14 protein-coding genes are annotated in these 13,628 nt (G+C 55.1%); 7 read left to right on the top strand and 7 right to left on the bottom strand.

Annotated features, from left to right (window positions below):
• Window positions 1-5 precede the first annotated feature (5 nt).
• Both arfB and HMPREF2724_RS10970 read right to left on the bottom strand, forming a co-directional pair.
• Window positions 6-449, bottom strand: a complete 444-nt coding sequence (gene arfB / locus HMPREF2724_RS12490) for an alternative ribosome rescue aminoacyl-tRNA hydrolase ArfB (protein WP_070563922.1) — start codon at window positions 447-449, stop codon at window positions 6-8.
• Between the two features lie 164 nt (window positions 450-613).
• Entirely contained in the window at window positions 614-1,825 is a 1,212-nt protein-coding gene (locus tag HMPREF2724_RS10970; protein WP_070563919.1) for an IS110 family RNA-guided transposase, read from the bottom strand.
• A 318-nt stretch (window positions 1,826-2,143) separates the two neighbouring features.
• Between HMPREF2724_RS10970 and HMPREF2724_RS10965 the strand changes: the two genes are divergently transcribed.
• The gene (locus HMPREF2724_RS10965) at window positions 2,144-3,040 is read left to right on the top strand and encodes a hypothetical protein (RefSeq protein ID WP_070563915.1); all 897 of its coding nucleotides are present in this window, start codon (window positions 2,144-2,146) and stop codon (window positions 3,038-3,040) included.
• 782 nt (window positions 3,041-3,822) lie between these two features.
• On the opposite strand, the gene HMPREF2724_RS10960 is transcribed toward HMPREF2724_RS10965, so the two are convergent.
• A complete protein-coding gene (locus HMPREF2724_RS10960) occupies window positions 3,823-4,398 on the bottom strand; it encodes a recombinase family protein (RefSeq protein WP_070588591.1) in 576 nt (191 codons plus the stop codon).
• Window positions 4,398-4,664 (bottom strand): hypothetical protein, encoded by a 267-nt coding sequence (locus tag HMPREF2724_RS10955; RefSeq protein WP_210386705.1) that lies wholly within the window; start codon window positions 4,662-4,664, stop codon window positions 4,398-4,400. Before HMPREF2724_RS10955 ends, HMPREF2724_RS10960 begins: the two co-directional genes overlap by 1 nt.
• Window positions 4,665-4,817: 153 nt before the next feature.
• Between HMPREF2724_RS10955 and HMPREF2724_RS10950 the strand changes: the two genes are divergently transcribed.
• From HMPREF2724_RS10950 to HMPREF2724_RS10945, 3 genes are all read left to right on the top strand, one after another.
• Window positions 4,818-5,252 (top strand): hypothetical protein, encoded by a 435-nt coding sequence (locus HMPREF2724_RS10950; protein ID WP_070588587.1) that lies wholly within the window; start codon window positions 4,818-4,820, stop codon window positions 5,250-5,252.
• 506 nt (window positions 5,253-5,758) lie between these two features.
• Entirely contained in the window at window positions 5,759-6,355 is a 597-nt protein-coding gene (locus HMPREF2724_RS12480; protein ID WP_083306137.1) for a ParA family protein, read from the top strand.
• Between the two features lie 10 nt (window positions 6,356-6,365).
• On the top strand, window positions 6,366-6,602 hold the full coding sequence (locus HMPREF2724_RS10945; protein WP_070588585.1) for a peptide transporter: 237 nt from the start codon (window positions 6,366-6,368) through the stop codon (window positions 6,600-6,602).
• An 84-nt stretch (window positions 6,603-6,686) separates the two neighbouring features.
• Here the strand turns inward: HMPREF2724_RS10945 and HMPREF2724_RS13340 are convergent, their stop codons facing one another.
• Window positions 6,687-8,462 (bottom strand): C-terminal helicase domain-containing protein, encoded by a 1,776-nt coding sequence (locus HMPREF2724_RS13340; RefSeq protein WP_246818258.1) that lies wholly within the window; start codon window positions 8,460-8,462, stop codon window positions 6,687-6,689.
• A 95-nt stretch (window positions 8,463-8,557) separates the two neighbouring features.
• Window positions 8,558-11,143, bottom strand: coding sequence for a MobF family relaxase (mobF, locus tag HMPREF2724_RS13335; protein ID WP_246818257.1), 2,586 nt, complete (start codon window positions 11,141-11,143; stop codon window positions 8,558-8,560).
• A 228-nt stretch (window positions 11,144-11,371) separates the two neighbouring features.
• Between mobF and HMPREF2724_RS10935 the strand changes: the two genes are divergently transcribed.
• A complete protein-coding gene (locus tag HMPREF2724_RS10935) occupies window positions 11,372-11,746 on the top strand; it encodes a 3-deoxy-D-manno-octulosonate 8-phosphate phosphatase (RefSeq protein ID WP_246818256.1) in 375 nt (124 codons plus the stop codon).
• A 65-nt stretch (window positions 11,747-11,811) separates the two neighbouring features.
• On the opposite strand, the gene HMPREF2724_RS10930 is transcribed toward HMPREF2724_RS10935, so the two are convergent.
• Window positions 11,812-12,108 carry a hypothetical protein gene (locus HMPREF2724_RS10930; RefSeq protein WP_070588582.1) on the bottom strand — a complete coding sequence of 99 codons (297 nt, stop codon included), beginning with the start codon at window positions 12,106-12,108 and terminating at the stop codon, window positions 11,812-11,814.
• 190 nt (window positions 12,109-12,298) lie between these two features.
• Between HMPREF2724_RS10930 and HMPREF2724_RS10925 the strand changes: the two genes are divergently transcribed.
• Together HMPREF2724_RS10925 and HMPREF2724_RS10920 are read left to right on the top strand one after the other, a co-directional pair.
• A complete protein-coding gene (locus tag HMPREF2724_RS10925; RefSeq protein ID WP_049166664.1) occupies window positions 12,299-12,562 on the top strand; it encodes a ribbon-helix-helix protein, CopG family in 264 nt (87 codons plus the stop codon).
• A gap of 376 nt (window positions 12,563-12,938) precedes the next feature.
• Entirely contained in the window at window positions 12,939-13,607 is a 669-nt protein-coding gene (locus HMPREF2724_RS10920; RefSeq protein ID WP_246818255.1) for a replication protein RepA, read from the top strand.
• Window positions 13,608-13,628 lie beyond the last annotated feature (21 nt).

The raw sequence follows: 13,628 nt of genomic DNA, 5'->3' as shown, positions 1-13,628 counted from the left end.
ATCCCCTAGTAGGCGCTGGGGCGACGTCGGCTGGCTTTGAGTTCGGAGCGCCGCTGCTTCTGCGCTTTACGACGCGCAATCGAGGCTCGACTCGGCCGAGTCCGCCGGCGCCTCGGAGGCGGTGGCTGCACGGCTTCCCGAATGAGATCCGCCAGGCGACGCCGGGCTTCCGCGCGGTTGCGCACTTGGGAGCGCTGCGTGGTGACCGACACGGTGAGTGTGGTGCCGTCGAGTCGGTGGCTGAGGTTCTGGAGAGCGCGGCGGCGGTAGACGTCGGAAAGCACGCTGAGCTCGGCAATATCGACCGATAGCTGCACCTTGGAGTCCGTGGTGTTAACACCCTGACCGCTCGGCCCACCGGAGCGCGCGAAGCGTTCAGTGAGCTCCGCTGAGGGGATGACAAGGCCCTTTGGGATGCCGGGACCTGGTGGAATCTTCAGGGGTTTCATGATGGCCAGTGTAGTCAGGGCGCTCAGTAGCGGATGCTCGGTAACGTGTCCCTATGTTTTTGTCAAGTGCCAGACCGATGTTGACGAGCACAGTCTTGGGAGTAGTTTCTTAGGCGTGCCTAGGAGCCGGCCAGCGTGTGCTGGTCGGCTTCGTCTTTGGGGCTTTATGCGGCGACGGGGCGTGGCGGGATTTCGCGGAAGAACTCCTTGTTTTTCAGCATCGCGTAGATGACATTGCATCGGCGTCGTGCCAGGCAGATGACTGCTGCGTTGTGGCGTTTTCCTTCAGCGCGTTTGCGTTCGTAATACCGCCGTGACGGTTCGTGGCTGCGGATAACTGCGAATGCGGAGTAGAACAAGGCGTTTTTCAGTCGTTTATTGCCTGACCGTGCCGGGAATTCACCTCTGATCGACGAACCGGATCGTCTAGTCACGGGTGCTATTCCAGCATAAGCAGCTAAGTGGCCAGCACTAGCGAAGTCGGAGCCATCACCGATCGCAAGAAGGATCTGCGCTGCGGTCTTGATGCCGACTCCGGGCATACTCATCAAGACCTCACAAAGAGGGAAATCAGCGAGCATCTCTTCAACCTGCTCAGCAATGGTGTTTCGTTGCTCTTTGAGGGCCTGGATGTTTGCAGCCAGTTGAGGAATTACTAACTCGGCGGCATCGCTTCCAGGCACGGTGACTGTTTGAGCTTTCAGCGCTGCAAAAATGTCGTCTACCAGCGGGGTGGGGTCTTTACGTGTGCGCTTGATCATCCAGTTCAACACTCGTTGGTATCCGGCTCTTTTTAGCCCCTGCGGTCCCTTGTAATGGATCAATAATTCCAGGATCGGCGTGCGAGTCAGGGTGCTACCAGCAAAAACTCGTTCCAGGCTGGGGTAGATCTGGGTGAGGACACTGCGAAGCCGATTGACAGTGCGAGTGCAATCGCGGGCGATGTCATCATCGAAGCCGGACAGCATCTTTAGGGCGGAGAGTACCTCATCATTGCGGTCGACGGCACGTAGCGTGTGGGGCATTGTGCGGGCGGTGTCGGCGATGATGAATGCGTCGCGTTTGTCTGTTTTTGCACGTCCCGGATAGAGATCTGCAGCTTTGCGCATCGCAAGACCTGGCAGGTATCCGACTTCGCAACCGCAGTCCCGGGCTACAGCAATCGGTAGTGCGCCGATGGTGTTGGGTTGGTCGACGATCACGAGCACGGTGCCAAGCTTCTGAAGCTGGTGAAAAACGCCTGCTAGTTCGGATTCGAGTTGAGGCAACGGTTTGTCGAAGACCTTGTTGCCATCACGGTCTAAGGCGCAGGCGTGGTGTTCAGATTTGCCGACGTCTAACCCAAGGAATATGTCGATGGAATGCTCCGGAGACATGATGAGCTCCTAGAAAACGAGATGGGTATGGCGTTGTTCCAGTCGCTGGTGTCATGACCTTCGTTGCAAGCACCCACGTTACAAAGAGACCTAGTTTAAAACTGGCCGTGTCCCTATCAGCTGTCATCGAAAGTCCTGGCACCCGGCGGCAACACCCCCCGGATTATGGAAACTACAGGGCAGGTAAGCCATACCGGGACCAGCGACTATCCCCATTATCGGGGACACTCACAAGGTAACGGGTGAGCAGTAAAGAAAAGCGCAATGCCGGGGTACTATAAACTTCTTCCATCCCCTGTTCTCTCAAGGAGATTTCTCATGAAAAAGCGAGCACTCGTCGCTGCTCTATGCTGCCTCTCTACCGCCTCGGCAACAGCTGTTGCTGCCCCGGTCGCTACGGCTCAGACCGCCACCGCGAAGAAGACCATGGCTGACCAATTCCAGCCCACCTATCCCGAGTGGATCAGAATGGACAAACTCACAGAAAGAATTTCCGTTGGAGGGGTACCCGACGGGACGAAATTGACTGCCCTTAATCCGGGCGTGTCTGGCGGGGGGAATGAGGAAGGTGAGCTCTCCGTCAGAGTGTTTGAGGATGGGGAAGTCTGGCTCTGGCTAATCTCGGAATCTGATCGCTACGGAAAGACAGTGTCAACAACTGTTGATCTCGCTGTCGAATACCCTGATGGATCGACTGAGGTAGTAACGCATACTTTCACTGTTCATCCTGCGGAAAAGCTCCAGCACAATCCGACTATTGACAAAAGTGTTATTGAAGTCGGCATGACTACTACCGTAAAAGTTCTGGATATTCCTTCCACAGCTTCGGTGACCCTCTTGAAAGTGCCGCAAGATTGGAATGTAAAGCAGGAAGGAAATACGTTTACCGTTATTCCTCCGGTCGAGGGAAACGGGGAGTTTGTCTACAAGGTAGCTTTCTCAGACGGAACCTCTAAGGTCATCACCAATAGCGTCCAAGCTAGGAAGGTTGTGCCCAAACCAACCACTCCGAAGGAAACGGGAAATCCCCAACTACCTGGGGTAGATACCGGAACGGATGCAGCTGACGATAAGCAGTCTACCCCTGCTTTTAGCGGTGGTTCTTCCACCGCTGGGATTATTGCCGGTGTTATCGGCGTAGTACTCACTATTGCACTGTCCATTGGTGGCGCTGCCTTCGCGGGTCTTATCCCTGGCCTCAAACTCCCCTTCTAAAAAGAACAAATAAGGGCGCCTCACAGGTGGGAGCGCCCTTTCTCTTTATTCGGTGAACGTCGCCCAGGCGGAGAAAGTGCAGGTAAAGCCACACGCTAGCGAGACCTCACGGGCGCACAGAAGGCGATACACGGCTACACAGCTTTCCGACTGCAGTAGGAAATGGGTCTACGGGCTTAGTGTGGGAGTATTGCGAAACCTCCGCGCGAGCATTAGCCTAAAATACGACAGCACGGTTCGTCCCTGAATTGTGGCTGCACAATAAAAAGGGCCCCAACGAGCGGCTACTCGTTGAGACCCTCGGGCCTAAAGACCCACGTGAAGCATAACTGCAATGAGCTTCACTGTTACGGTCGCAAGTGTTATGGCCTTGATTGCCACATCAAGCCGGCTAAGCTTCGTGGCGTCAAGGTCTTTCCTTTTGCGTCCGGGCGTATCCAATGAGTGCTTACCCATTGTCTACCTCCCTTACGTCGTAGGGTTGTCCGCTCGCCTGAAAAGGGCGCGCGGGACAGCCCACGTCACGCGCGGGCCTTACCGCGCACCGACGAGGAAGCCACACCCACACCCCACCGCAAGTAGCGGGGCGTGATTGTGAACCGGAAATAACGTTAGCAGTTATCCCTAACGAGACCTGGGGGCGTGCCTTCGCCAGCCCTTGTAAAAGCCGCCCACGAGGGGAAACGTGCGCAAGGCTACCTGTAGGCGTGCCTGGAACCGTCAACGTCCTGCCATGTGGCAAGCCCCGTGGGGCGTATATTCACCCGCCCCCATCGCCGCATCTATGCGTTCTTCAACGCCCGGTACACCGTAGGACGGGTGACCCCGAATTCCCGTGCCAAGGCTGCTTTCGACTCCCCCGCCGAAACGCGCCGCTTAATCTCCGCCACCTGGCCCGGGCTAAGAGCGGGCTTGCGGCCTTTATACTTGCCGGCCTTTTTCGCCAACGCAATCCCCTCCGCCTGCCGCTCACGAATAATGGCCCGCTCAAACTCCGCAAAACTGCCGAGAATACCCAGCATAAGATCCGCGCGAGGGTCACTCGTGCCCTTCGAGAAAGACAGGTTCTCATGTAGGAAAGTAACGGTCACGCCCTTGTCAGTGAGCTCATCAACAATGCCACGCAAATCCGTCAACGAGCGGGCGAGGCGATCAATCGACGAGACGACGAGCTCGTCACCATCGCGCACATAGGCCATACACTCCCCCAACCCAGGACGCTCAGTCTTCGTGCGGCCGGAAATCTTATCCTCAAAGAACCGGTCAATACTTCCAGACGTGTTGAGTAGTTCTTTCTGGCGCTGATTATTCTGCTCCACCGTCGAGACACGGATATACCCCACTCGCTGCCCACGCATTAGTCCTCACTCTGCGCAGGTTTAAAAGCCACGTTCTCCTGGGCGATGACCGCATCACGATAGGACTCGATTGCATCCGAGAGGGCATAAAGCTGAACCCCGTCGAGACCATCAGCGTCAGCAAGCAAAGCGTGCACAATCCTGCCCAACGCCTGCTGCCCCGACGACAGCCCGTCATGTAGATTTTTCACCCGCGCCAACGCGGGCACAGCATCAATATGACTTTCAATATGGAAACCATCCGGCGACAACACCGCAACCACCACTTTCTGTATAACTAGGCCCTAGCCCCCACTATACAGGTGTAAAACAATGCCCGAATCAACTTTATTTTACGTTAAAGTGTAGCCATAACCCCGTGTAACGATAGGGTGTACTTTATAGATGCTGGAGCCGATGGTTAAGGAAGTGGGCAACTCGTGAAGAAACCAAATGATTCCTTCTTCGTGAAATTGATGCAGGGACTTTTTGCATTCTTTGTTCTGAACTTGTTTCAAAAAGTCTTTCCAGAGAATGAAAGGGTTGAAGAATCAGAATGTGAGAACCGTGAAGGGGGCGAAGAAAAGAAAGATTCGTGGACGAAACTTAGGGAGTCAGTGGGTAAACCCCTCTACGGAAACATTGCACTCATCGCTATTCAAATTCTTCTCTTTGCAGTGACCAGCGCAGCCACTCTTCAGCAGGAGTGGTTCATAGAGGCAAAGCCCTTAGCTTTAGGCTGCTTTTTGTTGTGTGGGGAATATGTGTTGGCATCTATTGTGTGGCATCCGACGGGGCCATGGTCGCTTTCCTCTGTCTCCTCGGGATATGCGGCGCGGCCGGGGTTTTGGCAGGGATTGATCTATCCGGTCTAAAAGACCCTGTAACGTACGTGCTGCAATTGGGCCTCCAGTCGGCATCGCTTATATGCGCTGCGTTTGCGTCAAGGTACATCAAATCGGTCCATGCAGGATCGTAAAAGAAACGCGAATGCCGCCCGGCCTCCAGGGGGAAGGTGGGCGGCGTTATAAAGGAAACTCCCCTAGTGCTTCCAACGACGAGAGGCACTAGGGGAGAAGCCACCTGCGGGGGGTTGTGGCTTTTTTATTTTCCTTCCGTCCGACTATGCGCCGGGGGAGGTGCGCTGCGGACACCCAAAACCATACCGCCTTCACGCGTGCCCGCAACCGGAGTATCCCTAGGCAAGTGGATAGCTTTAAATTTCGAGATGCGCATATATGCATATGTGCATATCAGTACATGCGCATAAAGTGATTTTTAGTTCAGCTCTCTACTTAATGTTTTCCCTCCGCATAGCATGATATACACACATGCGCATGTCGCTACCAGGATAAATGCTTCCTAAATCTATTCTTGCTTTATGACTCGAGTAATTTCCGTGATTCAGTCGAAGGGCGGGACAGGGAAGACCACACTTTCGGTAATGCTCGCAGAGGCAATTCGGAAGATGGGCTATACGGTTGCAGTCGCAGACGGCGACCCCCAGCAATCTGCCACCCGATGGGCGAGCAGAGTAAAGGATTTTCCATTTCCCATCGAATCTGTCCGCAGTTCAAGTGATTTCCCTGGAGTAGTCAGGAGAGGGAACAATCCGGACTTTCTTATAGTCGACACCCCTCCAGGTGGTTTAGCTTTCATAACCGAAAGCGCCGAGGCTGCCGATTTAGTCCTTCTTCCAACTGGTGTTTCCCCGATGGATATTGATCGAACGCAGGTAACACTTTCTTGGCTAATAGAAATGGGGATACCAACAGCAGTTGTTCTGTCGAATGTCGACAGAAGGGAAAAACTTCTAGATGAAGTCCATGCCGAACTGGAGGGTGATGAAACTGCAGCACTTGCTGAAACAGTCATCCCAACGAGGGCGGCTACACGTCGCGCTTTCGGAACAAAGCCCAGTAGTACGAAGGTTTGGGATTCTTTGGCTCGAGAAGTAGTCGCAGCATTTGAGGATTAAGGGGTAGGCAATGGCAATTCCAAAGGCCAAAAATAAGGCGCGGGAAGAATCGTCTGGAACTAGGTCGGAGGGCTCGCCTTCAACAAAGATGTTCGCCCAAGCTAACGATAAAGCGACACGTCTTCAGTTGTACGTCCGCGATCGGCAATTGATTAAAGAGCTCAAACTCGCCGCAGTGGAAGAAGAGAAGAGTATCTCCCAACTTTTTGAAGAGTGGGCAACACGATGGCTCGAGGAAAGAAGCTAACTATCTGGTGTATATACCTACATACACATATGCGGATGTAGGTATATACACATATGCGCTCTAGTGCCTTTGACCTCGCTGTTTCTAGAGCTCTGGGCCTTGTTCTTCTTCAAGGTCGTCAGCGGGTGCTTGTTCGTCGGTGGTGTCGCTGTCGTTGGTAACGCTTTGTTGCTCGCCACCTAGGCCGAGGCTGGCGAGGAAGTCGAGGCTTGCTTGTGCGCCCTGGTGCAGCTCGCCGGGGTCTTCGCCCTGGGCGGTGTCGGCTTCTGGGGTGGTCTCAGGTGCTGGTGCTTCTTCTTCCACCTCGTTGTAGGAGGTGTCTAGCTCGTCATAGCCAGTGGTGTCGTGCTCGTAGGCTGCGGCGATAGTGTCTGCCACCATGTCGCGGATTGCCTCTTGGGCAGGTTCGTCTATGCCAAGGCGGCGTAGTTCGTAGGTACGTTGTGCGGCCAGGAGATTGACTTCATCGGCAATGTATCCTGCATGGTCGGCAACATCGTTCGGGATTTCTTCTTCACTCAGGCGGGTAGCGATGTCGGCGCGGTCGGCCCAGTCCATTTTCTCGCGGCGAATGGTATCGAGGCGTTGTTGCAGCCTATCGGTGTGCTCGCTGTCGTGCTGTTCGGCTGCGTGTAGGCGCTTGTCCCATTCTTCTGTGTCGTCGGCGCGGTAACAGATTTCCTCCCACAGACCTGCCTCCGGCAGGTTCGCGCCGGTGTCTTCAATAGCCTGCTGGGCAAGCGTGCGGCGCTTATGAGCACTATCAAGACGCGCGTGCGCGTCGGCTATGCGCTGTTGATAGGTGCCATAGCCTGCCGCGTCGTGGTCGTATTCCTGCTCGGCAACCGGGCGAGTGTAGTCCTCTGCAAGCAGGCGTTGGTGCTCAATGTCTGCGTGGGCTGCTTCTTCTTCACGAAGGGCCGCACTGTGGTCCGCCATGGCCTGCTCGTATGCGCGAATGCGCCCAGCATCAAGTACTACCTTCTGGTAGTCGGCCTGTACCTCGTTGAGGGCGGCGTCTTTGTCCTCGTGTAGGCGAGTAGTAATACTTGCCTCCTGCCAGGTAAGCGACTCCACCTTGGAATGGGCGAAGCGTGCGTGCTCTGCCAGCACAGACTGGTTAAGCCGGTTGAGGTTATGTTCTTGACCGGTAAGGCGGGTGGTCTCCGCGCGGTCGTAAGGATTGTGGGTGCGAAGCCACGTATCGAGTTCCATGTCTGCATGCCTGGAGATAGGGGGCAGTTGGTTGCGTTTGCCCGTATCAAGCTGGCGGAGCTGTTCGTCCAGGCGGTAGCGGATAAGACGTGCCGGATCATGAGCATTGTCAATATCGCGAGTAGCCGCGTCCATGACGGTGCGCGGGTCAATACCTGCATCAATAAGCTTCGCCCAACCATAGCGAATGGGTTCTACACCGTCGTCACTGGCTTCAATCTTTTGAGCTAGGTCGCCGGGCAGGGTGTCGATCCAGTCCGGTAGGTAGGCGTCGATGAAGTCGTTGGTGGCCTCATCATAAACCATAAGCCACAGGCCCATCATGCGATCGGGTGAGGTCTGCTCGTCTACCACCTCGGCTATAACCTCGCGTGCAGCCTTCGGGCTGTTATCGCGCGAAATTGCCTTATTAAAGACGTCCCTGACACTCGGAGCATGGTCTATGCCCTGGTAGTGGTAGTGGCCTTCTTCAGCGAGTTCATCTAGCTGGTGTTCGGTGACCGCATAGATGTGGTTGGCAAGCTTGCCGCGTGTAAGTGCGACATACAGCCCGGCCCTATCGACGTGGTGGTCGATTACCGCGCGGGTACAGTCCACGGTGCTGCCCTGGGCGCGGTGGACGGTAGCAGCGTAGCCCAACTGCACATTGTCGCGAACGTAGTCTGCTGGAAGGCACAGTTCCTCGCCGGTCGCCGTGTTGCGGGCGGTGATACTGCCGCCCTCGGCAACGGCGGTAACAGTCAGCAGCGTGCCGTTGTTAATACGGGCACTGGTAGCGGTCTCGTCCTCGTAGAAAGTCTGGTTTTGCGCGCCAGAATCGTATCGCCCACGCCTGCTTTCTCGCCTCTAGAAAGCGGGGCTTCCACGGTGGTGTCAACAACGCCCACGGCGATGTAGTGGGCGCGGATTGTCTCGTTGAGTTCTGCCACATCGCGGTTGGTGGCAGCAATAAGAAGACTGGTTTTACCGCTAGAAATATCAGCCAAGTAGTCTGCTGCGGCCTTATCCAGCATGTCGCCGCGTGCGCCACCATTGACCCAACCACGCTCAGCGTAGAAGTCGAAAGTAGACGAATCACCCTCGCGCAAGCGCAAGCTGGTAGCAGATTGCTCACTATCTCCGCCAAAGCGCACGACTTCGGAGAGTTGATTATCAGTGCGACCAGAAGCATTGACCATAGCGCCGAAAAGTCCGCCGTTTTCTACCGCGCCGAGCTGTTTATGGTCACCGATAAAGCGCACGACTGCGCCTGCTTCTTCGGCAATTTCTAACAGCGAGCCGATGTTAGGGGTCGAGGCCATGCCGGCCTCGTCGACGATGATCATATCGCCAGCGTTAATAGAAACCGGAAGGTCTTTTAAGCTATGGCCGGGCTTTGTTGGGTGGTTTCCGCGCCAGGTGTAGGTGAGTTTGTCGATGGTAAAAGCGTCAAAGCCTAAGTCTTTAGACAACACGTCTGCTGCTTGTGCAGACGGGGCCAAACCAATCACGTTGCGGCCTTCATTGGCCCACACATTGGCAACAAGGCGCATAGATGCGGTCTTGCCGGTACCAGCCGGGCCTACGCCGGTAGCCGCCAATGTGCCGCAGGTAAGGAGGTAGCGCGCCATGGATTCCTGCCCTGTATTAAGGCGGAACCCGGCCTCGGCTTCGTGCTCATCCAGCGCCTTATCAATCGCTGCCGACGGTGCGAATGCAGCCACCGGCTCGTTGAGCGCGCCCAGTGCTTTGTCTTCGGTATCGAGAATGTCCTGGGTGGTATAAAGCTCACTATCAGCGCGGGTATCGCGGGCTTTACCTGCCGTATTCTTCAGCGCTTCGGGTAGTTCTAGGACGTCGAAATCATTGAGCGCAATGGCCTTATCGCGCACAATAGCCTCCACCACAGTGGCATGGATAAGGTCGCGCTCGGAAAGAGAATCGAAGCGATAGCCTTGCAGTTTTCCACCCGCAGCAGTCGCTACATGCGAGGTACGAAAGTAGGAACGACGCCTCGTCACCGTAGCTACAACCTCGTCAATAAGGCCCGAAAGGTGGGCCTCGGTGTCAAACAGTGGCCGCTCATCACGGTTAGAATCTGCGGCAAGTTGGTGGATTGCAGCTAGTTCTTCTGCGCCGTTTTCGCGAGCGGAGACTTCGTTTTTCCAGCCTGCGCGAAGCTCGGACAGGCTTTCTGGTTCACGCTTCGCGTCACGGGTTTCCAAGATAGCTTCCTGCCACAAACGACCCACCTCAACCGAGTTAGGCGTAGCACCACGCGCGGCAACAAACTCTTCTACCAGTCGCTTATAGACCGGCTGTGCGCCGCGTCGACGCTTAGAAAACGACTCCATCAACGAGGCGGAAATACCGTCGATCTCCCACGTGGGTTCCTTATTGACCCCGTGGTCGCAGGCGGTAAATGTGTAGCCCATCTCGTTAGAAAGCAGGGTGTTCAAGATGGAGTCATAGCGGTGCGAAATGGCCTGCGCTTGCTTGTGCAGTGCCTTGGAATCAAGCGATAACCAACGTCCGTCTTCGGCTTGAACCTTGTTGGATACCAGCACGTGCGAGTGCAGATCAGGGTCTCCTGCGCGCGTATCGTAGTGCTTAAATTCGGAGGCAATAACACCTTTTGTCTTGATTTGTTCGCGCCCCTGTTTGCCAGAGCGAGTGAAAAACACGTTGTCTTCTGCCCACGCTATAGCCTCGCTCACGGCCTGGTGATGAAGCGATTCAATACGCCGCGCGGTCTTCTCATCAGACAACGACCACGCCACTGACACCGACTTAGCAGGCGAAAACGTCAAGTCAAAACCTGACACAGACTGGCGCACATTGTCCTTTAAACCGTTAACCCAGTTGACGACTTCCCGGCCCGATTGCGGCTCTATTCCGTGTTCCTCAATGAAGAATTCTCGGCCAATATCCTGGACTAACTCGGCGCGCTCCTGCTTGCTCATCAACGTGCCAGTTGTCTGCCTATGGCGGCGCTCTGCGTCACGCAAAGCAACCAAAACCGGCACATCGTTCGTGAAATTAGCAAACGGACGCCCCAACTGGACGTCCTTGATTTTCTGCCCCTCGGACATCTTCATATCCGCATCAGGGTGCAGACCCTCGCCGTACAACGCGGCCATTTGCGACTCGGTAACTTCCCCACCTTCAGTGACCGTTTCGGTATTCAAACCGGCCAAACCAGCACCTAACCAACGGCCTGGCGGGGTTCCTTTCGCGTCGTAATACTTCGACAAACTTGGCGCGTCTGTTGGCCCATCATTGGTAGCCACCGAGCGCAACAGGTACTCATAACCTGTTCCGCTATTGACTACGCGCAGGGTCATCATGCGCCCTAGTCTAGCAGCCAAAACCCGATTAACACTAAGAGTGCCAATAGTGTGTTGTAAAAAGGGCGCTCGCGCTCACGGCTGCAGGTCTACAGCGCTGTCGAGAGACTGCAGGGATAGTCCACTGCTTGCTTCCGATTACGCCGAACTTCCCGCGTGGTGTTTGTGTCAGGAGCGGGGCGGTGTGTGCGCTGGCATTGTGGGTTTATGGTTACCGCAAGTAGAAGTTTGAAGAAGCGTCAGGAACTGCGTCAGCGTCTCGAAGAAGAACAGCGTAAGCTGCGCGACCGGAAGAAGAGCATCAACTCGCTACTGTCGCTTATCGACCAGCGCGAGAAACTCGATGAAAAGATTGGCGAAGCCTCGCAGGAAATTATCGACCTAGGCGAATCCAAGGAGCTTGTGCGCGAACTCGTCGGTGTAAGCCAGCGAGACTTCAACGACATGCTGGGGGCCGCTAGTGATTCCTCCCCTAGTGCGCAGGATTCGTCTGGAGACCATGAGTCGCACGCTGGCAGTGATGAGGGCCAGGACAGCGACGAAGCCGCCAGCGCCACTAAGGGCGCTGGCGGCGATGATGCCGATGACAATGGCGACCAGTAGTCAGTAGAGAGAAAGACAGTCTTCGGCGTTAGCGGCTGCGGCTACTGTTGCTCGTTCAGGTCGTACTACTCACCGAGGTTGGCGGGCGCGTCTTCGTACGTGTTGGAGTAGGGCGAGTCGTTGGTCTCGTCCGTAGCGCGCTCGTAGTGGTCAGCCATGGAGCAAACCATCACGCCGAGGAAGGTGAGGAAGAACCAGATGATTACCCAGGCGATTACTCCGCCTAACGCTCTGATGATTCCTGCCACCAGTCCTGCGCGTCGTATCTGGGCAATGAGCATCCAGACTGGCAAGGCGAAGGGTGCTAACTGCCACCAGTCGGAAAAGTCGTTGATGGAATTGATAAATGGCAGTGCGTCCACGGAGGCGTCCTCCCTCTCTGTGGCGCGCGCCGCTCATGATGCTGTTAAAGAGTTTGAGAAGACTCCACCAGTCTTGCGTATAGTAAACAATGTTTACACAGTGTCGATTAAACAATTCTATCGACAGTCCCAAGAGCGGCAGCAATGGTAAACAATGTTTACTATCGCTGCCAAGGAGAGGATACTTCATATGAAACAAGGACCCCACCCTTCCGGACGTGTGGTGTCTGTACGGATGCCAGATGAAATCATTGAACGACTCGACGCTCTCTGCGATAGGACAGGACGTAGTCGAGGTTTCTACTTAAAAATGGCTATTACAGCCATGCTTCCCAAACTAGAAGAATTCCATTGGAATCAAGTGGCTGCAGACTTCGAAGAGAAGACAATCAACAACTTGTTTAACCAAATAATGCTCAACGGGCTAAAAGACGAGCCCGAAGAACAACAGTGACTCCACTAATGCCTTAGGTTCCGAGCAAGCTTCATCAAAGCAAACAGCCGATAAGGCTTCTTGGCAAAAGCCGCCACCATTACTAAATCCTCAGTAAGTCACACTGATGTGATTTAATAGGCGGAGAAAATAAAAAGCCGCGCCTCACACTCATGGGGTGCGCAGCGCGAGCGGCACACACCCTCGGTTCAAGTCCAGGGCGCGCACATTCCTCAAAACATGAGGAAACCCCCGCATCATAGAGTTGGCGCTCTAGCGGGGGTCCAAAAACAATACGACACCGACCGTGTCGGCTAATACTTTACCACTTCCATACGGACAGTGAACAAAGCACAACACGGGCGGTGTCGATAATCCGAAAGGAGACCACGGCACCATGCAGCCCCCACACACCCCAGACGAGCGCCGCGCCAAGCTCGAAGCAGTCAAAGAACTAGCCCGCAGGCAAGAACACGACGCCGCACAAGAACTCCTCCAAGCCCAGGACGTCGGCTACACCTCTAAACTATTCGTCCAAGCACTTTTTCCTTATCGCAAAACCGAGGATAAGGAACGCGTCATCATCACCCCGTCGGGGAAAATCGTGGTGTATTCAGGCGAGGGACTTCCCTACGGCAAGTACCCCAGACTCATCATGGCGTACTTGATTACCCGCGCAGTCGAAAACGCCGGACGACTCAAAGAGGGGAAAATCAGCCAGGAAGAAGCGTTCCGCATCCCCCTCGGCCACTCCATGAACCAATTCCTTAGCTCCATTGGTATCGGCAAGCGCGGAACTGGCGGAGCCAAGGGGACAATCACCATCGTCCGAGAACAATTGATTCGCCTGTCCGACTCTCGCATTACGGTTAAGTCCGATGATGGAGTCAGAGCACGAGGAAAGCACACGCAAATCCTGGACGAATGGGACTTGTGGTTCGATACGCGTGACCCTAATCAAGGTAGCTTCGTCGAAAGCTACCTCAAGCTCACACCACAGTTCTTCCAGCACATCGCAGAAGCACCCATCCCCATTGACCTCAACGTGCTGCGCCAGCGGACCTGACCCCTGTTTGGTAGACACCTG

The organism is Corynebacterium sp. HMSC071F07 (assembly GCF_001810285.1).
GTDB classification, from domain to species: Bacteria; Actinomycetota; Actinomycetes; order Mycobacteriales; family Mycobacteriaceae; genus Corynebacterium; species Corynebacterium simulans.
Note: the sequence above shows the minus strand (reverse complement) of the source record. Positions and strands in the feature narration are given on the sequence as shown.